This window comes from Bacillus sp. MZGC1, assembly GCF_002998605.1.
Lineage (GTDB): Bacteria > Bacillota > Bacilli > Bacillales > Bacillaceae > Bacillus.
Map to the genome: position 1 here is coordinate 322,661 of NZ_PVRE01000003.1, position 19,283 is coordinate 341,943.

The window sequence follows — 19,283 nt, forward strand, 5'->3', positions numbered from 1 at the left end:
TTTTTTCATCGTACAGACACAGACAATCCCCCCTTCACATACATTTGAGGATATAGGCAGTGGCCTAAACATGGTGGAGGTGAAAATCGTGGCAGGAGTATTTACAGCGATGGGATTGATGGTCAAAGAATTGGTGTTCTTAGTGTCCTATGTCAAAAACAATGCCTTTCCACAGCCCCTTTCAGGAGATGATGAAAAAAAATACTTAGCCCTTATGGCACAGGGCGATGAACACGCGAGAAATATGCTGATTGAACATAACCTTCGGCTCGTCGCCCATATTGTCAAGAAATTTGAAAATACCGGGGAAGACGCTGAAGACCTCATCTCCATCGGGACGATCGGACTCATTAAAGCCATCGAAAGCTATTCCTCTGGAAAAGGAACAAAGCTGGCAACGTATGCGGCAAGGTGTATTGAAAACGAAATTCTGATGCATTTACGCGCACTCAAAAAAACTAAAAAGGATGTCTCCTTACATGACCCCATCGGTCAGGATAAAGAAGGCAACGAAATTTCTTTAATTGATGTCTTAAAATCAGAAAGTGAAGATGTGATCGATACCATTCAGCTCAACATGGAGCTTGAAAAAGTAAAGGAGTATATCGACATTCTCGACGGCCGAGAAAAAGAAGTCATCGTCGGCCGGTTCGGTCTTGATTTAAAGAAAGAAAAAACGCAGCGGGAAATAGCAAAGGAGCTCGGGATTTCGCGGAGCTATGTATCCCGTATTGAGAAGCGGGCGCTGATGAAGATGTTTCATGAGTTTTACCGGGCGGAGAAGGAGAAACGGAAGCGGGAGAAGGGGAAATAATATCAAAGAAGCCGGTCTAAATTCCGGCTTCTTTTCATTCCACTAAGCACTCAACATAATAAAACCATATCATTGGTTATGGAGCTTATTTCCATTACACTCCTTATATTCATTTGCCATCGTTTCTATACGTTTATGTGAATTATGGTTAAAAATGATAAGTCAAAACAAGGATTGTTCTTTACTTTTTCATCTTATTGATTAAGAATTTTAATCTCTAGTCTATATATAGTGTTTTTTATAAACAGACAGTAATTACCATGTCGTGGCATGTCTGTTAAAGTAACCACCTGTCTTAAATCCAACTTTTTTATAGGGAAAATTGGATGGCTAGTTCTCCATGTTTTATAATTACTGATACAGAACTCCGGCTTGCTGAAGTTTTTCTATCCTTTCAAAATCCTTTACATAAATGATCTCAATTTTTTGACTGCTTTCTTCATATTCCCCTTAAAAATTAATAATCACTTTCCCTTTTGGTCGTCCATTTGCGACTAGTTCTAGCGCTTCATTTACGTTGTCTATAGTAAATAGTATTGGATGAATTGCTGGAACAATGTTGTTTTCTTCAATGATTTTGGTAATCTCTTTAAGTTGTGCGCCGTCAGAACGAACGAAAATAAAATGATATTCCACGTTTTGTTTCTTAGCTTTGCGGTCATAATTTGCGCCAGCAAGGGAAAATAATATTCGTTTCCACAATGGGGAATTTAGGTATTTCCCGAAACGTTTATTTGGTCCTGTACGGAGAGAGAGCAATCTTCCGCCCGGTTTGATGATACTCAATTCACTGTCAAATTCTTTAGGTCCCAGTGTATCAATCACGTAATCCACATTCGACAACAAGCCAACATAGTTTTCTATTGCATAATCCAAATATTGGTCTGCACCCATTTCCAAAGTGCGTTCGCGCGCTTCTGAGTTGCCACTAACAATGACATTTAGGCCCATTTCCTTTGCTATTGGTACAGCCATTTGACCAAAGCTGCCTGATCCACCTGGAATGAAGACAGATTTACCTGACTGTGCCTCAAGTTCTTCATGTAGACCTTGATACGCTGTGAGTCCAGCCAGTGGTACAGCAGCGGCTTCCACGTAAGATAAATTTTTTGGCATGGGTGCAATTGCGGCAGCATCAATTGCGGCATATTCCGCAAAAGCACCAATTTTTTTAAGGGGAAGACGTGTATAGATGGCATCTCCTACGTGAAATTCTGTCACATTTTTTCCGATTTTTTCGATAACTCCTGTCAATTCATTACCAAGCGTTAATGGGAATTCATAATCTTGAATCAGTTTCACGCTGCCTGTAATAATTAACATTTCGAGTGGATTGACTGCCGCAGCTTTGACCTTTACCAAGACTTCGTTTTCATCGATTTCTGGAATTGGAATGTCATTGACTTTGGCATGGATATTTTTTGAATACTTGGTGATCTGAGCTGCTTTCATGAGTGTTTTCATTTTTTCATTAGCATCCTTCCTTGAGATTATTACAGCTGGTGTTCCCACACTCAATCAGTAGAACAGATGTTAGAGTTCATCAGCCCATAGCGTTCGAATGCAGTACACGTCAGCCAGTGTAGCGCAATTCATGCGTCAAGCATTTTTCAGTTGTATGCCTTTTTTAAGCATTACTGTCCATTTTGCAGGTTCAATTTAAAAACTACTTTTCATTCCCTTTTTTTGTTACAAAAATAGAGAGTCACTTCCCAGTCCCAAACTGTTTGTGGAACCTTGATATTTGCCATAAGTTATACTTATCTCTTGCGCTCTGCTACGTGTCATTGGTGCCATCGCTAAACGATTATGTTACCATATATATAAAAATTAGATTTAAAGGCTTTCTAGTATTGGAAAGATCGGCTTTCTCAACTTAAATTCATAGTTTTCATCTACAACCCCCACCACTTCATCTTTGTCATAAACCTCCATCATAAAACCTGCCATTTGCTTAGCTGTGTGGTACATAGGGAGATTTGCTTTGTAATCAAACTCTTTTATATCATTTGCATGTTTTGCGAATTCTGTTTCCGTCATTGCTGGTGCTAAAACTTTTGCCTTCATTTTCGCACCTTTCAGTTCAAGTTCTTTTGCAAGCCCTTCGGTGAAGGCACTAACATAATATTTAGAAGCAGAGTAAGCAACACTGCCAACAGCAATTACATATCCAAGTGCTGAGGATACGTTAATTAATTGAGTTCCCTCTACATCAGCATATTCTCTTACAAATAGTGTAGAAAGGATTGTCAAGGATTCTATGTTCACGCGTAACATGGTTTCTACTTTATCTAAATTCTGATCTATGACAGAAGAGGTTTCACCAAGACCAGCATTATTAATCCAAGTCTCAATTTGATACTCCTTTAAACTGTTATACAGTGTATATGCCTGATCTTTGACAGATAGGTCACTTGTCCGAATAATAACATCTAAACTAGGATTTATATTCTGAATGGTTGATTTAAGTTCTTCTAATTTATCTAATCTTCTAGCTGCAATAATTAAGTTTTTGCCACGAGCAGCAAATGCTAATGCTGTCTCATATCCGATACCTGAGCTTGCTCCTGTAATAACTGTGTACTTCATATTATTCTCTCCTTAAAAATATTTCTCCTTGTTCTTGACCATGTTTCAGTAGATCAAATAAGAAGGTTTCCGTCTTTATAAAAATCTCTGTAACTTTTTTAGTGAACGATTTATTCCAATACGAGATCTTGGCTAGATGGCAGATCATAATCAACTGCCACTCCCCCCTGGTCACCCTCAATTAGGTCAATGCCCTGTTCTTTGCTGTGTGGATCTGACCATACGGGTCACCATTTTGCGCGGCATCAGTCGTGGAAGGAATGCCATGAACCGGTTTCGAGCCCCTGGCATTATGAACGTCTTGCCGCGTAAGAAGCCTCGGTACCCTTCCTCAGCCACCTGCCCGGCCTCCATGATAGCACCACTCTGGAACAACTTCGATTCCCCAATACCCGAACGTTCAACAAAGCCGGTTGACGTCAGTCCCGGACATAGTGCCGTCACAGTCACCCCTGTACCGCTCAGTTCGTTCTCCAAAGCCTCAGTGAACGACAGCACGTACGCCTTCGTTGCGTAGTAAACCGACATCATAGGTCCTGGGAAGAAAGCCACCAACGAAGCCACATTCATCACGCCTCCTTGGCCCCGTTTGACCATATCCGGTAAGAACAGTTTCGTCATAACAGTCAGAGCCTTGATATTGACGTCAATCATATTCGTCTCTTGTTCTAACTGCGTCTCCAAGAACGTCCCGTACAAACCGAAGCCGGCATTATTGACAAGATAGTCTACGACGATCCCCTTCTCCTTGAGCTCCGCAAAAATCTCTTTCGGCACACCGGGTGAAGCCACATCCTTTGCGATGACCGTCGCTTGACTGCCATATCTTTTCCTATATTCCTTCGCGAGCTCCAAAAGCTTACCCTCGCTACGCGCCACCAGCACCAAATTATATCCTCCCTTGGCGAAACGATCCGCCAACTCTTTGCCAATTCCACCCGATACCCCGGTGATAAGAACAGTTTTTTTCATTTTACAGCACACCTCCATTTTTAGTTTAATTAAACCTTTAAAACGTTTTACAGCGTTTCTTACTGCGAGTTGTTACTATGGATGTAGGTTATCGATAATTGTAATTTTTGTATAAGAGGATTTATACTTGCCGCATATATCTCAACTGAGACCTCGCCATTATTTATTTTGGGCTTAGGGAAGTCTAAAAAAATTTGGTTTTTCACCGTAGTTTTCAATCACTTTCATGACAATCCTTCACATTTTTAATTAACGCACATGTATCTATTTATAAAGAATCTAAGAAAAAAAGATATGAATATCCCTAGATGGGATATTCATAATTAATTAAATTATTTTAAGAAAGGATAATCTGTATAGCCTTCTTTTCCTCCTGCATAGAGCGTGTTTTTATCAGGTTCGTTTAGAGGAGCACCTGAATGAATCCGTTCTACAAAGTCTGGATTAGCTAGTACCCAAGTGCCTACTGTGACAACATCTGCAATATTATTATCTACATCAGACGAAAGTTGATCTAGAGGACGACCTGGACGGTTAACAAGAAGTGCTTGGTCCCAAAGTTGACGCACATCTTTTAGGAATTGCTCGTTTCCAAAGTGCATTAAATGCAGATAAGCAAGGTTAAGCTTATTTAATTCACTTATTAAATAGCGATACATCTCAAGGCTATTCTCCCCCTCATCAATGCCTTGCAGTGTTCCTTGAGGAGAAAAACGGATGCCTGTTCTTTCTGCTCCTATTTCATCAACAACTGCTTTAGCTACTTCAATTGCGAATCGAGAACGCCCCTCAATCGTACCACCGTATGCATCTTGACGATGATTGGAGTTTTCACTAAGGAATTGTTGGATCAGATAACCATTCGCTCCGTGAATTTCAACTCCGTCTGCACCAGCTTCAATTGCTGAACGTGCTGCTAAACGAAACTCATTGATAACATCTTTTATCTCAAGCTCACTCAGTTCTCTTGGTGTTGGAATTTCTTTCATTCCTTCTGCCGTGAAAATTTCTACACCAGGTGCAATAGCTGACGGTGCAACTGCTTGGCGGTGGTGAGGTGTGTTATCAGGGTGTGATACACGTCCTACATGCATAAGCTGAATAAAAATATGACCGCCTTCACTATGAACTTTAGAAGTTACTTTTTTCCACCCTCTAATATGATTTTCTGTATAAATACCAGGTGTATTCGTGTAACCTTGCCCATCATCTGAAGGTTGGGTTCCTTCGCTTATAATTAAACCGACTGAAGCACGCTGACCATAGTACTCAGCTACTAAATCGCTCGGCGTACCATCTGGTAAAGCTCTATTTCTAGTCATCGGAGCCATACCTATACGATTTTTTAATTCAATGTTTCCAATACGAACTTTTTCAAATAATTTGCTCATATGAATACTCTCCTTTTTAATAAGAATTAGAATCAAGAAATAAATTTACGTGTTCTGCAAATAGTTCTGGATATTGAAACAGATGCCCGTGACCAGAATCAGGATATATAATCAGCTGTGCTTTGGGTAATTTCTCTGCTAAGATATAACTGTTTTTAGTCGGTACCATCACATCATTAACACCATTAGTAACAAGTACAGGGTGTTTGATGTTTTGTAACCATTCATAATCATGATTAGATTTTTGTTTAGCCCATTTTGCAAGTGCTTGTAATTGTGCCTCTTTTACTTGCTCTGAACTGTTTACTTTTTTCTGATTAAAAATTCTTTGTAGTGAAGCCATTCCTGCAGATTTACTTGTTTCAGTTTGTTCGTAGAAAAAGAACATAAAATCATTTATTCCATCTTCTTTCGTTCCGCCGTGACGATTCATTCTTTCAAAAATCTCTGGATTTGGATTAATACCAGCTTCAGGCGAAGTACCTGCCAAAATCATTTTTCTTACTAAATCTCCTTCTTGTAAAGCTAGCTCTTGTGCAACCATGCCACCAATGGAAAAACCAAGAATGTCGACTTGTTCTAATCCAAGTGCTTTTATAAATGTTGCTGTATCTTTTGCCATATCAGCAATTGTAGTAGGCGTTAGTCCATCGGTCTCACCAACCCCTTTATTGTCAAATAAGATTACTGGGCGTTTATTTGCAATAGGTTCAAGCATGTCTGGATCCCAGTTTTCCAACGTTCCTCTAAAGTGAACAAGAAATACTACTGGTATACCATCTTTTGTACCAAATCTCCTATATGCGTAACGAGTTCCTTCTGCTTCAATAAATTCTGATTCTGTTGGTATTTTAAAATTTCTCATTTTTGTGTTCCTCCTTAGAAATTAAAAAACGATTTATAACTATGCATTATGCTGGTTTGTTTCATGCTTATTTTAGAATGAACATTCTAAAAAGGGTAAAAAAAGAAAGCTAGTCCAACACTGAAAGTGCTAGAGAAATGATGCCTTCTAATTCTTTTTTACTGTAATCAGTTTTTATTAGTACTCTTATACCTACCAAATTGTTGTGTAAGAAACGAGATATGTTATCAGAATCGATTTCTTTTGATAGCTCTCCATTAGTTTGACCCTGTTTTATAAGGGAATTAAACATATCTTCAGTACGATTAAACATTTTTGTAACGATGCGCCCAATTTCTTTGTCCAACAAAGATAATTCAATGGCTGCATTTACTGATAGACATCCTTTTGGGTATTGTTTAATGGAATTCAGTACGAAAATAAAAAAATCACGTATCGCCTGTTTAATGGATGAAGTGCTGCTGATTATGCTTTCCATCTCATTAACGATGAGCTCTTCATAATGATGAAGGGAAGCTAAAAACAATGAACGCTTGTCGCCAAATGTGTCATATATACTCCTACGGTGTATCCCCATATGATCCACCAAATCTTGCATGGATGTTTTTTCATAGCCCTGTTCCCAAAATAACTCCATTGCTTTTCTTAATACTTCTTTTTCGTCAAACTCTTTACTTCTAGCCATTTTAATTCTCCTTAAAAAAATCCATGAACCAATACTAACAAAAACAAAAGTCATCATCCATTATAGAATGAACATTCTAAAATAAACACATGAATTACAAACCATGATTACATAATACCCTTTTTAGAACGATAAGTAAAGAATTATACTTCTGCGATGAACACCCATATGTCACCAAGTCTTGCATGAATGTTTTTTCATAACCCTGTTCCCAGAAAAGCCCCATTGTTTTCTTAATGCTCTTTTTTATCAAATTTATTTCTAGACATAATCCCACCTTAGAACGTATTACCTCTTAATTCTGAGAAAGGACTAAGAATCATTGATGCATTCATCCCTCCCTCATTCTAAAATAATAAAGAATGATCACTCTCGTTTGAGTAGCAAAACAGTTAGATCTAACGTGTTTCAAGCATAGCAAATTCAAGAACGATCGGTAAAGAATTTAGAATTCATCATATGTTTTATATGGTTAGCTTTCAATTAAACGTTTTAACTTAAGCTCAGTTTCAGTATTCTCAACTGGAGTATAGACGCTGCATCTTAAATCAGTATCTCCATGCACTTGTAACGAAGTAAGATTAAACAACATTTTACCTACCTTAGCATGACGAAACTCAATTAATACTTCAGGAGCAGAGCTTATCTCATTTTCATTCCAAATTTTATGAAACTCAGGATATACCTGTTCCATTTCTTGTATAAATTGCTCATACCAGTCATCAGCCACATACTGTCCATAATACGTTCTAAATATTGCGATATATCCTCTAACAAAATGCTCCCAATTCACTGCTAAACTTTTAAATTCCTTTCTTGCGAATAGTAAGCGTATGATATTCCTTTCTGCTGGGGTGATTTGTTCAAAATCCAAAAATACATTAGCTGCTGCTTGATTCCACCCAACAATCTGACTTCTTCTATCTGATATAATTGTTGGACAATAACGAAGTTCCTGCAAAATTTTCACTAAAGCCGGACTGATTTCCTTCTCCTTCTCATTTATAAAGGGTTGTTTCACTCCTTCCTCTAACGCTAGAGCATACAAATATCTCCTTTCATCGTTATTTAATTGTAATGCTCGAGAAATAGCATCTAATACCGAAGTAGACACTTTTATATCTCTACCTTGTTCTAACCATGTATACCATGTAAGACTTACACCGGCTAGTTGAGCCACTTCCTCTCTTCTTAGTCCTGGTGTTCTTCTGCGGGTTCCTACAGGTAAACCAACCATTTGAGGAGTAATTTTCGAACGTTGATTCTTTAGAAATTCTGATAAAGCTTGAAGTCTTGTTTCAGGTTTCATTAAAATCTCCTTTTTAAATAGTGCTAATTATACTAGGATAAACAACAACTTGTAATAGGATAACACAAAAGTTAAAGTTAATAAAAAATAAGGAGGGAATTATTATGAAAAGAGTTGTCATTACTGGAATGGGAATTATTTCGCCTCTAGGAAATGATGTAAATAGCTTTTGGAATCAACTAGTTAAAGGTCAATCGGGAATATCTCTAATTGATTCTTTTGATACTATTGATTATAAAACAAAGATAGCTGGAATGGTTCGTGATTTCGATGTAGATGGAATATTTGGGAGGAAAGAAGCCAAACGATTAGATCGATTTAGTCAGTTTGCTTTAGCAGCAGCCGAACAAGCATTAGAAAAATCACAATTACAGTTAGATAAGGTTGATCTTGAACGTTTAGGGGTATACGTTGGTTCAGGGATCGGAGGTATACAATCACTTGTTGATAATGTGAATGTATTAAATAAACGAGGTCCCGCAAGAGTAAGCCCTAGCCTTGTACCAATGATGATTTCAAATGCAGCTGCGGCTCAAATAAGTATTAGATTAGGGGCACAAGGCCCGTCATTATCACCAGTAACGGCCTGTTCAATCGGGAACACCTCTATTGGTGAGGCTTTCAATGCTATCCGAAATGATGAGGCAGATATTATATTTGCCGGTGGAGCAGAAGCTGCAATCACACAGTTATCTTTGGCTAGTTTTGGAAACGCCCATGCACTATCTACAAAAAACCAAGATCCAAGTCGAGCCAGCCGTCCGTTCGATACAGATAGAGATGGCTTTGTTATGAGTGAAGGCGCAGGTATTTTAGTATTAGAATCATTAGAAAACGCTATTCTTAGAGATGCGCCGATATTATGTGAAGTAGTGGGATACGGAGCTAGTTCAGATGCTCATCATATGGTAGCATCACACCCAGAAGGTAAGGGTGCCTACTTAGCAATGAAAAAAGCATTGAGAAGTGCAAATATATCAACAGGTGAAATTGATGTTATTAGTGCTCATGCAACAAGTACACAAATAGGTGATCGTTCAGAAATTCTAGCTATTAAGAAATTGTTTGGTGAACATTCCCGCAAAATTCCAACAACTGCAAACAAATCAATGACTGGTCACATGCTTGGTGCTGCTGGTGGAGTAGAAGCAATTGCTTTAGTGGAAAGTTTGAGACAAGGAATTATTCCTCCAACTATTAATGTAGAGAATTTAGATCCAGATTGCGACTTAGATGTTGTCTCAAAAACGCGAAATCTTCCAATGAAATATGGACTATCAAATTCTTTTGGCTTTGGCGGACATAATTCAGCAATCGTGTTAAAGAATTATGATTGAAGATCCACCTTTATAATTCAGAGGTGAAATAAATGCATCTACCAAGGGTTGAACACCCTTGGTTTCAATTTTAGACTTGAAATCTATCCGGCTCTGAGAGCGTACAAATAAAAAGCTCTATGAAGAGAGGACAATTTTGAGTGATACAGAAAGTATATTAAACGACTAATACTACTAACGATTTGAAATCTAATGAATGAATGGTGAATATATTGAACCACCACTTAGACGGTTTAAAGAAAATGATGACTGATGAAATACCTGACTCTCCAGTTAGGCAAATCCCTGGTTTTAAAGTATGAAGCTGTAGAAGGTAGAATAGTTATTGAGTTGAAAGCTTCTAAAAGAACTTCATAATCCGATGGGTACGTTACACGGTGGAATATTGTGTGACATCGCTAATGCCGCTATGGGTCGGTCTGCTTTTGCCAACACTCAAAAGGAACAATGGCAGAAGCAAAGTCATATGTGTATTTAGAGCTTTTCTTGCGGCAGGGGGAAATCCTACCATTCAATCAGCGGTTGTATACAGCCTCCTTCAATCTCAATAGAAAATTCGCCATTCCTTTGTTTCCAATAATCTTCGCGCTTTTGAAAGATAATATCTTTCATTATACTTCTCCCGGATTTTCCACTGGAGCTCCTGTGGGGCCATAATACAAAAACATAAAATCTCTCCTTCGGACCTATTCACCAACAACTTAATCAATTGTTCTATTTCCTTCAAATTTATAAAATGCATGTGTCTGTTGTTTTAATTTTAGCATGCTGAATAGCTTTGGGTTTAGCTTTTGAGCAGCTTCAGTGCTTACCCATTTTACTTCTTCAATATCATGATCCGGATCTAGAATGTTCATCTGCCCGCCGATGATTTCCGCAAAGAAGGTCACGATGAGTGCATGATGCATTTTATCGTGAAAGAATACTTCTCGAACCGAATGAAGTTCATTTACTTTGCAAACATACCCTGTCTCTTCTTTCACCTCACGGACCACGGCCTGCTGCAGGTGTTCACCTTTTTCTACAGTACCGCCTGGAAGTTCCCAATATCCCTTTACATTTTTGACCATTAACATATTTTCTTCCTCATCATAAATAATAGCTGATACTACGTCTACTCGTTTCAAAGAAATCCCCCCAACCATTCTCTGTTTACATCAATTGTCGAATAAATAGAACGAACTGTTCATTTCAATACATTCATTATACTGTATCCTTGATACAAGATAATGGATACAGAAACTAAATAGGAATTAGTCAGCAGATTGGAGGCCACAGCATGTGGATCATCATCATTTTACTTATTGTCCTCATTGGATTTACAGGGAATATCGTTTCTTTATTAAGACAAATGAAAGAGTCAAACGAGAAAATCATACAACTGTTAGAACATCAAAAACCGAAAAAATAAAAACCTCACCCTTTTAGAGAGAGGTTTTTAGAGTAAGCAATTATTCTTATCGTTTCTCATGAAGCAACATATATCTGATTCGACGAATATAATGCAGCGCAATATGACCGAGACATAAAATGAGCCCGATCATCGCAAGAATATAGATGGGCAGCATCAAACCAGGTACATAGTTGACGATAAAACCCAAACAAAACGCTGTCAGCATATATAGACTGATCAACCTCATCAATACCATCCGAAGCCCTCCCTTTCTACATTCACTTTAACATATTTTCCCTTTATTTTCATGATTGGCTTTTAAAAAAAGATGCGAATCCACTAAGATTCGCATGATCATTACGTATTCAATTCACCTTTCTTCGCGCGCGCTTCCTTCCACTGCTCAAGCTCTGAAACTGTTAATAATTGATATCCTTGTTTGGTCAATTCCTTGATAATCGTGACAGCTGCGTTTGCCGAGGTGTCATAGATGTCGTGCATTAAGACCGTTTCTCCGCTAGACGCATGTGTGAGAATGTAGTTGGCGACGTATTGGCTGTTGCGATATTTCCAGTCTTCAGGATCTACGTCCCAAAGCGTGACTTTCATGTTGACAGCTTCGTTGATCTGCCCATTTGTTCCACCATATGGCGGTCTAAAGTGAGTCGGTGTGAATCCGCCTGCTTTTTCAATAATTTGCTGCGTATCTTCTACTTGTTTGATAGCTTGTTTTAACGGCAGTCTTGTGAGTAAAGGATGGCTATAGGAATGATTTCCGATTTCATTCCCACCCTTTCTGATCTCACCCAGCATATCGGGGTAATATTGAACCCTGCTGCCTAATACAAAAAATGTCGCATGTCCTTTGTTTTCTTTTAAGGCTTTTAAGATTTTTGAGGTCGTGGATGGATTTGGTCCATCGTCAAATGTCAGGGCAATGGCTTTTTGATTTGGGTTGAATGTTGCCTGTTTTGGCAGTTTTACAAGCTTTCTTTTTGAGATCGGTTCTTTTTTCTCATTTTTGTTCTTTTCTTTATGAATATATTCAGGCTTTAACATGCCTTTAAGCACTGTTTTTTTAATCGCCAGCACTTGAGGGCCTTTTTTGTCTGGTGCGATTTGCCCTGCTGGAAAGTAGAATTCTATAAAACGATCCTTGATGGCAAAATACTGATAATGCTCTGCCGCAGGAGACGTTCCTTGTTTGAGCAAATGCTCATTTTCAGCAAGAGTGCGATCTTTTTTTAATTCCTCAAATGTCATTTGAGACAGTTTTTGCAGACTTTCTTTCTTTAATAAAAATAGATCATCTATAGATAAAAAATGCTGTTTCTTGAAATCAAAATTGAATATCTTCGTTTCATGTGCGCCTTTTACTCCGCCTTTCAATTCATATGTATTGAATTTGATCGCAGCAGTTTGTTTGGCATAATGAGTAATCTCGTAATCTATGTTTAATTCGTATCGATGATCTTCATCGACATCGCTTGCTTCACTAAATGATGTTTTGAATTTGTCGAGCGCTGTTTCTGCAAATCTTTTCATCTCTTGATCTAGCTTTTTTTGATGAAACACCGGATAGTTGACTGCATATCTCATGTATCTCCCGTCATTCACGAGGGTGACTATCTCAACTTCTTTGTAGCTCGCATCTGGTTCTACCTTCTTCTTCTCCGTCCCGCTTGCCTGCTGATTATGATAAAATGCAGCGATTCCGATGATGATTGCAAGTCCGCATAGGACGAGACTGATTTTCCATTTCATTGACACAATGATTCCCCTCTCGTGATGGCGCCATGTCTTGATGACGTGTGTTTGTAGGATAGACTTTCGGTGAACCCGATTTAGTTTGCAAAAAATAAATTTGTCACATTTTAGACATAATTTAAGAGAGGAATAGAAAAAAGGACTTGATTTCTCAGCCCTTTGATTATTTTTGCATATATAGTTGAAATAATTTCGTTTCTTCATCAATAGAACGTGCTCGATCAAATGCCGCTCTGACCGTCTTTGTATTGTTTAAGAGCTCGTACAGCATGGTCAAGACAAAGATAAATGCCGCATCTCCATCAATGTAATCATCAGGCGCTGTATAGGATAAAGCACCTGCTTCTAAAAAGGCTTCTGCAAGTTTTTTCTCACCTAGTGTGCAGCCGGTTGATATGACGTGAACCCCTTTTAATGAAGCATACCGCTTGATTTCATCCGCTCCAAAAGTTACACCTCTAGGCTCCCCATCTTCGTATACATCTTCCCCTAACTCCGGCATGAGAAACGCTCCTTCTTCCCCATGAAAAGATAAAAGAAAGTAGTCCGTCTCCCTTCTATTTCTCCCAGATAACACATCAATCAGATCATTGGGTCTGCCTATCCAATGCATATCGACTTTTGCACCAAAGTTCTCAAATGCTGCACGCAGGGCAAAAGATTCCAGCTCACTATTTGGTCCTGTTGCTAATGTAATGCGCATGGTCTGTTGTTCCACTTGTATCTCCTCCAAACGATGATAAAAATAAACCCATTTTTTCTTCATCTGCATATGTATCCGTCCATTTTAGTGCACTGATCAATACATTTGCTCGATGTCCTGTCGTTCTCGTGCGAAGGAAAGAGCTTCCGTCATCAAGACTTGCCTACTCCCTTTCCGCGGGCACCAGCCGTTACATACATCACTGCTACATTCGCTCGGTGCTTTAATTTCTGTAAGGTTTCTTGGATGAGCGTGACCGTCCCCACAAGCTGCCCCATAAAAGGTGCCAAAGGTCCACATAGATTGTGCCGAAGTAAAACGAGCCGCATATTTGTCTTTTGTATCTATTTGTTCTTCTTCATAGCTCATCGCAAAGCTCTCTGGATGTAATCGCAGTGCTTCTAGTCTTAATGCTGTAAATTCTTCAGCATCACCTGCGTTAACAATTGAATATTCAGACAACCACCTCCAACAGAATGATTGATACTTCCAATTTTATCTTGAAAGGAGGTTTTGATCAAAGGATATTGATCCCTTAGCACCAATCTCTTTTCCTACATGCAATTAGACATGCTTATCCATCTGCGAAAACAAGGTATTTCCGATCATGTTTACTCGTTTTATCCTAGCAAAAACGATTCTTTTCTCACTTATCTTTTGACCTTTTTTATATTAATCTATAACTAATTCATGAAAAAAAAGAAAAAAAAGGATTGCTATGAATGAAAAGATATCATAAGATAGAATAGTAATAAAAAGTCAAAAAAGGGAGGAATTTGATATGACAGAAACAAGAAACGAAATCAAACTACATGTTCTTTTTGGTGCTTTAGCAGTAGGTTTCCTTATGCTAGCTCTTTTTTCCTTCTCGCTACAGATGCTGCCAGTTGCTGATCTAGCAAAAGAATTTGGTATTCCAGGCAGTGTTGCAGCTGTTGTTTTGAACGTTGTTGAAGCGGGCGGAGCTGTTACAACAATCGTCTCCATTTTAACTGCTGTAGGATCAGGTGGTCTTTCTCTTATTGCAGCGGCTGGTAAAGAGACCATTCGTCAGTACCTTAAAGCCCAAATTAAGAAAAAAGGCCGTAAAGCCGTTATTGCTTGGTAATTCATTTTTATGACTCAATAGAAGGAGACTTTGTTCTCCTTCTATTTAAATTTTGATGCAGGTGAGAAGATGTTATATCCATTATTATCACTACTTCTATCAATTAGAATTCAACAACAATATTCAAATCTAGCTCAGTTTATAATACGTAAGGTTCCATTTTTCACATCGTTTTCTTCTAAACAGTACATATTATTTTCTTGTATCCTTGATACTTTATTCGGATGTATGATTGTAATCGTTATTTCTTCATTTCTTTACTCTCCGATCTATCAAATAGAATGGGAAAGTGCTTTTGTGATATTTTTGTTTCTTTTCTCTATCGTCAAAGGGATTGAATCTTATAGAAGAACTCATATTCTTCCTTTTGAAGAATTGATACAGCTTGCACCTGTTTCCTCAAGACACCTTTTCCAAACGCTTTTGTTTTCAGAACTGATCTGGTTGATGTTGACCAGTTTGAGTACTTATTTAATCTATTTTCTGTTTCAATATTCTATTGCTCAAACACATGATTGGATATTCTGGTTAAAGCATCTCAATGTCATGTTGACAGGTTTCTTCCTATTTATCGTCAGCAATAAGATATTTGGTGCTTACATCTATAATATTGTCGTGAAAAAAATCGGGATCATTCGTGTTCTTTTTTTCGCAAGCATCTCTTTACTTTTTTTCTTATTTGGAAGAGTCCTGATATTGAACATTATTTTCCCTTTTTATCACACCTTCCAACAACTTTTTCAGTCGATTTCATCGCTTGCAGAGGATTCGTTTTGGATTACACTTTCCAACAATTTGGTGGCTTTATATCAAAATGATCTTCAGCATATCCATCATGCTTTATTCTCAAAGGATTCTGTATTTCTACAATTTCAAGCGCTTTTCACTTCACCTGTCACATTTTTCGTGGTGATATTAGCAGCTATACTCGTCATGAAGAGTCCTGTACGCTGGATTCCAACTGGGAAAGATCATGATCAAAACTCAACACATTTTCGAGATTTATTTTATTGGTACTTTCAAGTACTTAATAAAATTCAAGGCTCGCTGTTTCAAAAGAATATGTTGATCCAAAAAGACCTCAAGGTGTTAAAAGAAAAAAGATGGCTGCTGTCTAAAGAGTTTTTTAATTATATGTTTATGTCATATGAAGCCTTCTTTTATATCGGGGTTATGACTAGTTTGATCTCCATTATTGATCATCCGGCTTTGCAGATTCAGCTGCTTTTTACATTAAATGTGATGATTTTAGCAAATCAAACGTATGAGATGAGAATGCTGACCCCTTCTATTTTTTCTTTAAGTGCTGAAAAAAAGAATATTTGGCTTTTTGAGCTTTCTCAAACATCTCTTATTCAGTTTTTCTTATCAAAAATCCAGTTATTTTATTGTTTATTTTCCATACCAGCTCTCTTTCTGCTATTCATTAATCTATCAATCATGGGTGTATATCAGCTTTTTGATATTCAGATGCTCATTCAATTTGTGGCATTAGGGATTGGTTTTTTCATTTTCCCTTTGATTCAGCTTTACTTGTTTCCATTTACAACGAAATTCAATTTTATTCATGAGCATGAAATAGGGACAACCAATGAGGAAATAGAAGTTATCGATAAAGGGCAGGCTTTTGCAAGAAACTTTCTTGTATTACCTTTTATGTACTACATGATCTTGACCTCTTTTCTACCTATTTTGCAGCAATCCTCAGGTCTCATAAACTTTCTGTTTGCTTTATATTTTGTGATCGTTTCATTGATCTGCTTGGTGTTATGCCGCAAGACCATCTATAAAGGGATTGAGTATGTTGAAAAAAATAAGATATTTTCTATCGGAGAATAGACTGATTTTACGCCTCGGCTACATTTATGCTGCTATCTTTATTGCAGCAGTGCTGATTGGTAGCCTTCTTCCTTATGATCAGATTCCTTATTTAAAAAAGGATGAAGAGATGTTTTTTCTATCTATTTTCTTAAACAATTTGCAAGTTGGGATGGCGATATTAGGGATCGGAGCTTTTACAGGCGGCATCATGGCTGCTGGCATTCTTTTTTACAACGGATACATTATTGGCAAACTAGTTCAGTATTTGATTGTCAATCAAGAAGTGCAGCAGATATTCACAGGATTACTGCCTCATGCTTTCGTAGAGATTCTTGGTTTCATCCTGTTTTCAATTGTCAGCTCTTTTCCTTTTATTTATCTTTATCGATTTATAAAAGGAGAAACAATTGATTTAAAAAAGTTGACTGTGACTGTGCTTCAATTGATTTTTGCAGCAATTGTTCTCTTATTCGCAGCATCTCTTTTAGAGGAATACGTTAGCCATGTACATCTACCATAGAAGAAAGGGGAATGTGGTTCCATGGAGCTACTTCTACGACCTAAGGAATTTTTCAATCAGAATCAATCGATTAAAACCATTGTAGGCCTTGTCTTACTATCATTATTTGTTTCGACTGTCTTTTTAACATTTTTTATTATTGATTTGTTAGTAGATGAACCGTTACCTGCTGGAAAACAAGTAGCCAGCATTGTTTTTATTTTTTTGCTGACGATCCCGCTTTATTTCATTTTGAATTTTCTCAGTACTGTTCTCACTTCAATTTATATGTATTTTTTTCATAAAGCTTTTATTTTACGCAAAATGTATCTTGTCATTTTGGTTTATAATGCATTTCTTTTATTAGTGAATAGTGCAGCGATCTATTGTGTGATGGTGTTACAATTAGACCACTATTTTATCTTGATCCAAGCAATTTCCTTCTTCATCAACTTATATCTTTTGCGCATCCTTTATGATGGCATCATTTACTATGCAGAAGGGTCGAAAAAGGCTGCCCTTGCGACAGTGATCTTGTATATGCTGGTGACCACTGTGTTTGTTATTGGAGGATTCATCAATGGCTAGTCTTCAAGTGTCTCAGCTATCTTTTCGCTATGAAACAACAGAAGAAAGCTCTCTCCTTCTCGATCAAGTTTCGTTTGATCTGAAAGGAAGTGATCGAGCTTGTATCATTGGAAAGAACGGCAGCGGTAAATCGACTCTTTTAAAGATCATCGCTGGTCTGCTTCCATCTGTATCAGAAACGATTTTACTCAACAAACAGCTTCACCCCAGGACCACTCAATATAAAAGTCTGGTGGCGTACATCCCTGATAAGCCTTTAGTCTATGATGCGCTCACTGGTCTTGAGCACATGGAGCTTGTTCAGTCTTTATGGAAAATGAACAAGTCAGAAAAAGAGTTATACAAAGAGACCTTTCTAACGCTTTGTGATGCATTTGATTTAACGCATGCCCTAAAGATGCCAGTCAAACAGTATTCATTGGGCATGAGATATAAACTTTTCTTTAATTGTATGGTGGCAAGATCTCCAGAGCTGATCATTCTTGATGAGCCTTTTACCTCTCTTGATGAGGCCTCACAGATACAATCGATTTCTTTATTAAAAAAAGAATTCTCACATCGATGTGTTTTATTTACCAGCCATCAGCGCTACCTTTATTCAGAATTAGGAAACCGTTTCTTCCAGCTGGATCAAGGACAATTAAACGAAGTGGAACGTTAGACATACAAAAGGCATCCCATAAAAGGATGCCTCTCTTCTTTTTCTCGATCACATTACCACTTACAGCGTTTCACTGGACGGCAGCAAGGTTTTTTGATATCCCTGCCGCAATCGTATTCTTCCACAATGTACTCGTTATGAGTAGATTGAGTGACAGGGTAGTAGTTTTCAATTCTTTTGATGTTTTTATTGACGTTTGTGATATGCGTTGGATGAATTTTTCTGATGGTTTGTTCATTCGTTGTCGTGTTGACAATTTGACGTGTGGGGAAAACAACCGTTTCATCTCCTCCTTGGTTTCCTCTGCGAGGACCAAAGAAAAAGTCATCTAATCGATTTCGGCTCATCTCAACACCCCTTCAAGTTGTCTTTCACTTACACTCTATCGTATGTAAGAAGCGCATTTCGTGACTAGATGCTTGTCTATTTTTAAAAAAATCCACTATTTATCTCGTTTTCTCTTTCTTTACAAAAGGGCAATTTTAACATATTATACAATATGATATATTGTGGTAGAAGAAATTGTGGCCCATAACCTTCCCACTTATCAAATACGAGGTGAACGATATGATCAATACGACACAACCAATCGAACGAAACAAGCTAGACATTGCACTTGAACTGACTCAATTGCATTTGAATCGATATGAAACGAATCATCCTGATCAGTTGAGTGAGGTTTATGCGAAATATTATGCGCTGCTTGAAGTGCTGGATTTATCTTCTTATGATCAATTGATTGATTTATTGCCCGCTGAGCTAAAACAGACGCTTGAGTAAA

Annotated in this window: 22 protein-coding genes and 1 pseudogene; 9 read left to right on the forward strand and 14 right to left on the reverse strand. The window is 37.8% G+C overall.

Translation table 11 applies throughout. From position 1 onward, the window contains the following. Positions 1 to 88 precede the first annotated feature (88 nt). Positions 89 to 814, forward strand: a complete 726-nt coding sequence (gene sigK / locus C6Y06_RS11130; RefSeq protein ID WP_034620857.1) for an RNA polymerase sporulation sigma factor SigK — start codon at positions 89 to 91, stop codon at positions 812 to 814. Between the two features lie 450 nt (positions 815 to 1,264). Here the strand turns inward: sigK and C6Y06_RS11135 are convergent, their stop codons facing one another. From C6Y06_RS11135 to C6Y06_RS11170, 8 genes and pseudogenes are all read right to left on the reverse strand, one after another. Then, positions 1,265 to 2,278 carry an NADP-dependent oxidoreductase gene (locus C6Y06_RS11135; RefSeq protein ID WP_106036888.1) on the reverse strand — a complete coding sequence of 338 codons (1,014 nt, stop codon included), beginning with the start codon at positions 2,276 to 2,278 and terminating at the stop codon, positions 1,265 to 1,267. Positions 2,279 to 2,650: 372 nt separating this feature from the next. Next, positions 2,651 to 3,403, reverse strand: coding sequence for an SDR family NAD(P)-dependent oxidoreductase (locus C6Y06_RS11140; protein ID WP_106036889.1), 753 nt, complete (start codon positions 3,401 to 3,403; stop codon positions 2,651 to 2,653). A gap of 186 nt (positions 3,404 to 3,589) precedes the next feature. After that, a complete protein-coding gene (locus C6Y06_RS11145) occupies positions 3,590 to 4,375 on the reverse strand; it encodes an SDR family NAD(P)-dependent oxidoreductase (RefSeq protein ID WP_003217300.1) in 786 nt (261 codons plus the stop codon). Positions 4,376 to 4,707: 332 nt separating this feature from the next. After that, positions 4,708 to 5,766, reverse strand: a complete 1,059-nt coding sequence (locus C6Y06_RS11150) for an alkene reductase (protein WP_034661393.1) — start codon at positions 5,764 to 5,766, stop codon at positions 4,708 to 4,710. Between the two features lie 16 nt (positions 5,767 to 5,782). Next, positions 5,783 to 6,631: an alpha/beta fold hydrolase gene (locus C6Y06_RS11155; RefSeq protein ID WP_034661396.1), complete on the reverse strand. Its 849-nt coding sequence runs from the start codon at positions 6,629 to 6,631 to the stop codon at positions 5,783 to 5,785. 109 nt (positions 6,632 to 6,740) lie between these two features. Then, positions 6,741 to 7,316: a TetR/AcrR family transcriptional regulator gene (locus tag C6Y06_RS11160; protein ID WP_106036890.1), complete on the reverse strand. Its 576-nt coding sequence runs from the start codon at positions 7,314 to 7,316 to the stop codon at positions 6,741 to 6,743. A gap of 144 nt (positions 7,317 to 7,460) precedes the next feature. Next, positions 7,461 to 7,585: pseudogene (locus tag C6Y06_RS20320) on the reverse strand (TetR/AcrR family transcriptional regulator); the annotation flags it as partial. 203 nt (positions 7,586 to 7,788) lie between these two features. Continuing rightward, complete coding sequence (locus C6Y06_RS11170) at positions 7,789 to 8,625, reverse strand: helix-turn-helix transcriptional regulator (RefSeq protein WP_106031281.1); 837 nt, start codon at positions 8,623 to 8,625, stop codon at positions 7,789 to 7,791. Between the two features lie 104 nt (positions 8,626 to 8,729). On the opposite strand from C6Y06_RS11170, the gene fabF reads away from it, so the two are divergent. After that, on the forward strand, positions 8,730 to 9,962 hold the full coding sequence (fabF, locus tag C6Y06_RS11175) for a beta-ketoacyl-ACP synthase II (RefSeq protein ID WP_003217365.1): 1,233 nt from the start codon (positions 8,730 to 8,732) through the stop codon (positions 9,960 to 9,962). 701 nt (positions 9,963 to 10,663) lie between these two features. Here the strand turns inward: fabF and C6Y06_RS11180 are convergent. Next, complete coding sequence (locus C6Y06_RS11180; protein ID WP_106036891.1) at positions 10,664 to 11,089, reverse strand: NUDIX hydrolase; 426 nt, start codon at positions 11,087 to 11,089, stop codon at positions 10,664 to 10,666. 152 nt (positions 11,090 to 11,241) lie between these two features. On the opposite strand from C6Y06_RS11180, the gene C6Y06_RS20455 reads away from it, so the two are divergent. Then, complete coding sequence (locus C6Y06_RS20455) at positions 11,242 to 11,373, forward strand: hypothetical protein (protein WP_003217310.1); 132 nt, start codon at positions 11,242 to 11,244, stop codon at positions 11,371 to 11,373. 46 nt (positions 11,374 to 11,419) lie between these two features. Here C6Y06_RS20455 and C6Y06_RS11185 read toward each other — a convergent pair whose 3' ends face one another. The 4 genes from C6Y06_RS11185 to C6Y06_RS11200 all read right to left on the reverse strand — a co-directional run bounded on the left by C6Y06_RS11185 (position 11,420) and on the right by C6Y06_RS11200 (position 14,287). Continuing rightward, positions 11,420 to 11,611 (reverse strand): hypothetical protein, encoded by a 192-nt coding sequence (locus C6Y06_RS11185; RefSeq protein ID WP_060596631.1) that lies wholly within the window; start codon positions 11,609 to 11,611, stop codon positions 11,420 to 11,422. Positions 11,612 to 11,712: 101 nt separating this feature from the next. Beyond that, positions 11,713 to 13,125, reverse strand: coding sequence for a polysaccharide deacetylase family protein (locus tag C6Y06_RS11190; RefSeq protein WP_106036892.1), 1,413 nt, complete (start codon positions 13,123 to 13,125; stop codon positions 11,713 to 11,715). 160 nt (positions 13,126 to 13,285) lie between these two features. After that, entirely contained in the window at positions 13,286 to 13,840 is a 555-nt protein-coding gene (locus tag C6Y06_RS11195) for a delta-aminolevulinic acid dehydratase (protein WP_106036893.1), read from the reverse strand. A gap of 81 nt (positions 13,841 to 13,921) precedes the next feature. After that, positions 13,922 to 14,287 (reverse strand): hypothetical protein, encoded by a 366-nt coding sequence (locus C6Y06_RS11200; protein WP_223251446.1) that lies wholly within the window; start codon positions 14,285 to 14,287, stop codon positions 13,922 to 13,924. A gap of 319 nt (positions 14,288 to 14,606) precedes the next feature. Here C6Y06_RS11200 and C6Y06_RS11205 point away from each other — a divergent pair, with 319 nt between their 5' ends. From C6Y06_RS11205 to C6Y06_RS11225, 5 genes are all read left to right on the forward strand, one after another. Beyond that, complete coding sequence (locus C6Y06_RS11205) at positions 14,607 to 14,933, forward strand: uberolysin/carnocyclin family circular bacteriocin (RefSeq protein WP_034661404.1); 327 nt, start codon at positions 14,607 to 14,609, stop codon at positions 14,931 to 14,933. A gap of 696 nt (positions 14,934 to 15,629) precedes the next feature. Then, positions 15,630 to 16,772, forward strand: coding sequence for a hypothetical protein (locus tag C6Y06_RS20325; RefSeq protein ID WP_223251447.1), 1,143 nt, complete (start codon positions 15,630 to 15,632; stop codon positions 16,770 to 16,772). Then, positions 16,735 to 17,274 carry a stage II sporulation protein M gene (locus tag C6Y06_RS11215; protein ID WP_223249893.1) on the forward strand — a complete coding sequence of 180 codons (540 nt, stop codon included), beginning with the start codon at positions 16,735 to 16,737 and terminating at the stop codon, positions 17,272 to 17,274. Before C6Y06_RS20325 ends, C6Y06_RS11215 begins: the two co-directional genes overlap by 38 nt. 21 nt (positions 17,275 to 17,295) lie before the next feature. Beyond that, a complete protein-coding gene (locus C6Y06_RS11220) occupies positions 17,296 to 17,841 on the forward strand; it encodes a hypothetical protein (protein ID WP_066030632.1) in 546 nt (181 codons plus the stop codon). Continuing rightward, complete coding sequence (locus tag C6Y06_RS11225) at positions 17,834 to 18,502, forward strand: ATP-binding cassette domain-containing protein (protein ID WP_106031277.1); 669 nt, start codon at positions 17,834 to 17,836, stop codon at positions 18,500 to 18,502. The genes C6Y06_RS11220 and C6Y06_RS11225 overlap by 8 nt, the downstream gene beginning before the upstream one ends. A 53-nt stretch (positions 18,503 to 18,555) precedes the next feature. Here the strand turns inward: C6Y06_RS11225 and C6Y06_RS11230 are convergent, their stop codons facing one another. Continuing rightward, on the reverse strand, positions 18,556 to 18,849 hold the full coding sequence (locus C6Y06_RS11230; protein WP_034661411.1) for a spore coat protein: 294 nt from the start codon (positions 18,847 to 18,849) through the stop codon (positions 18,556 to 18,558). A 220-nt stretch (positions 18,850 to 19,069) separates the two neighbouring features. On the opposite strand from C6Y06_RS11230, the gene C6Y06_RS11235 reads away from it, so the two are divergent. Beyond that, positions 19,070 to 19,282, forward strand: a complete 213-nt coding sequence (locus C6Y06_RS11235; RefSeq protein WP_060596628.1) for a hypothetical protein — start codon at positions 19,070 to 19,072, stop codon at positions 19,280 to 19,282. Position 19,283: the final 1 nt, after the last annotated feature.

Bases quoted from the DNA above. Each gene is read 5' to 3' on its own strand.
- C6Y06_RS20455 (WP_003217310.1), top strand. From the start codon at position 11,242: ATGTGGATCATCATCATTTTACTTATTGTCCTCATTGGATTTACAGGG.
- C6Y06_RS11215 (WP_223249893.1), top strand. From the start codon at position 16,735: ATGTTGAAAAAAATAAGATATTTTCTATCGGAGAATAGACTGATTTTA.
- C6Y06_RS11235 (WP_060596628.1), top strand. From the start codon at position 19,070: ATGATCAATACGACACAACCAATCGAACGAAACAAGCTAGACATTGCA.
- C6Y06_RS11230 (WP_034661411.1), bottom strand. From the start codon at position 18,849: ATGAGCCGAAATCGATTAGATGACTTTTTCTTTGGTCCTCGCAGAGGA.
- fabF (WP_003217365.1), top strand. From the start codon at position 8,730: ATGAAAAGAGTTGTCATTACTGGAATGGGAATTATTTCGCCTCTAGGA.
- C6Y06_RS11185 (WP_060596631.1), bottom strand. From the start codon at position 11,611: ATGGTATTGATGAGGTTGATCAGTCTATATATGCTGACAGCGTTTTGT.
- C6Y06_RS11135 (WP_106036888.1), bottom strand. From the start codon at position 2,278: ATGAAAACACTCATGAAAGCAGCTCAGATCACCAAGTATTCAAAAAAT.
- C6Y06_RS11225 (WP_106031277.1), top strand. From the start codon at position 17,834: ATGGCTAGTCTTCAAGTGTCTCAGCTATCTTTTCGCTATGAAACAACA.
- C6Y06_RS11145 (WP_003217300.1), bottom strand. From the start codon at position 4,375: ATGAAAAAAACTGTTCTTATCACCGGGGTATCGGGTGGAATTGGCAAA.
- C6Y06_RS11155 (WP_034661396.1), bottom strand. From the start codon at position 6,631: ATGAGAAATTTTAAAATACCAACAGAATCAGAATTTATTGAAGCAGAA.
- C6Y06_RS11160 (WP_106036890.1), bottom strand. From the start codon at position 7,316: ATGGCTAGAAGTAAAGAGTTTGACGAAAAAGAAGTATTAAGAAAAGCA.
- C6Y06_RS11220 (WP_066030632.1), top strand. From the start codon at position 17,296: ATGGAGCTACTTCTACGACCTAAGGAATTTTTCAATCAGAATCAATCG.
- C6Y06_RS11205 (WP_034661404.1), top strand. From the start codon at position 14,607: ATGACAGAAACAAGAAACGAAATCAAACTACATGTTCTTTTTGGTGCT.
- C6Y06_RS11140 (WP_106036889.1), bottom strand. From the start codon at position 3,403: ATGAAGTACACAGTTATTACAGGAGCAAGCTCAGGTATCGGATATGAG.
- C6Y06_RS11170 (WP_106031281.1), bottom strand. From the start codon at position 8,625: ATGAAACCTGAAACAAGACTTCAAGCTTTATCAGAATTTCTAAAGAAT.
- C6Y06_RS11150 (WP_034661393.1), bottom strand. From the start codon at position 5,766: ATGAGCAAATTATTTGAAAAAGTTCGTATTGGAAACATTGAATTAAAA.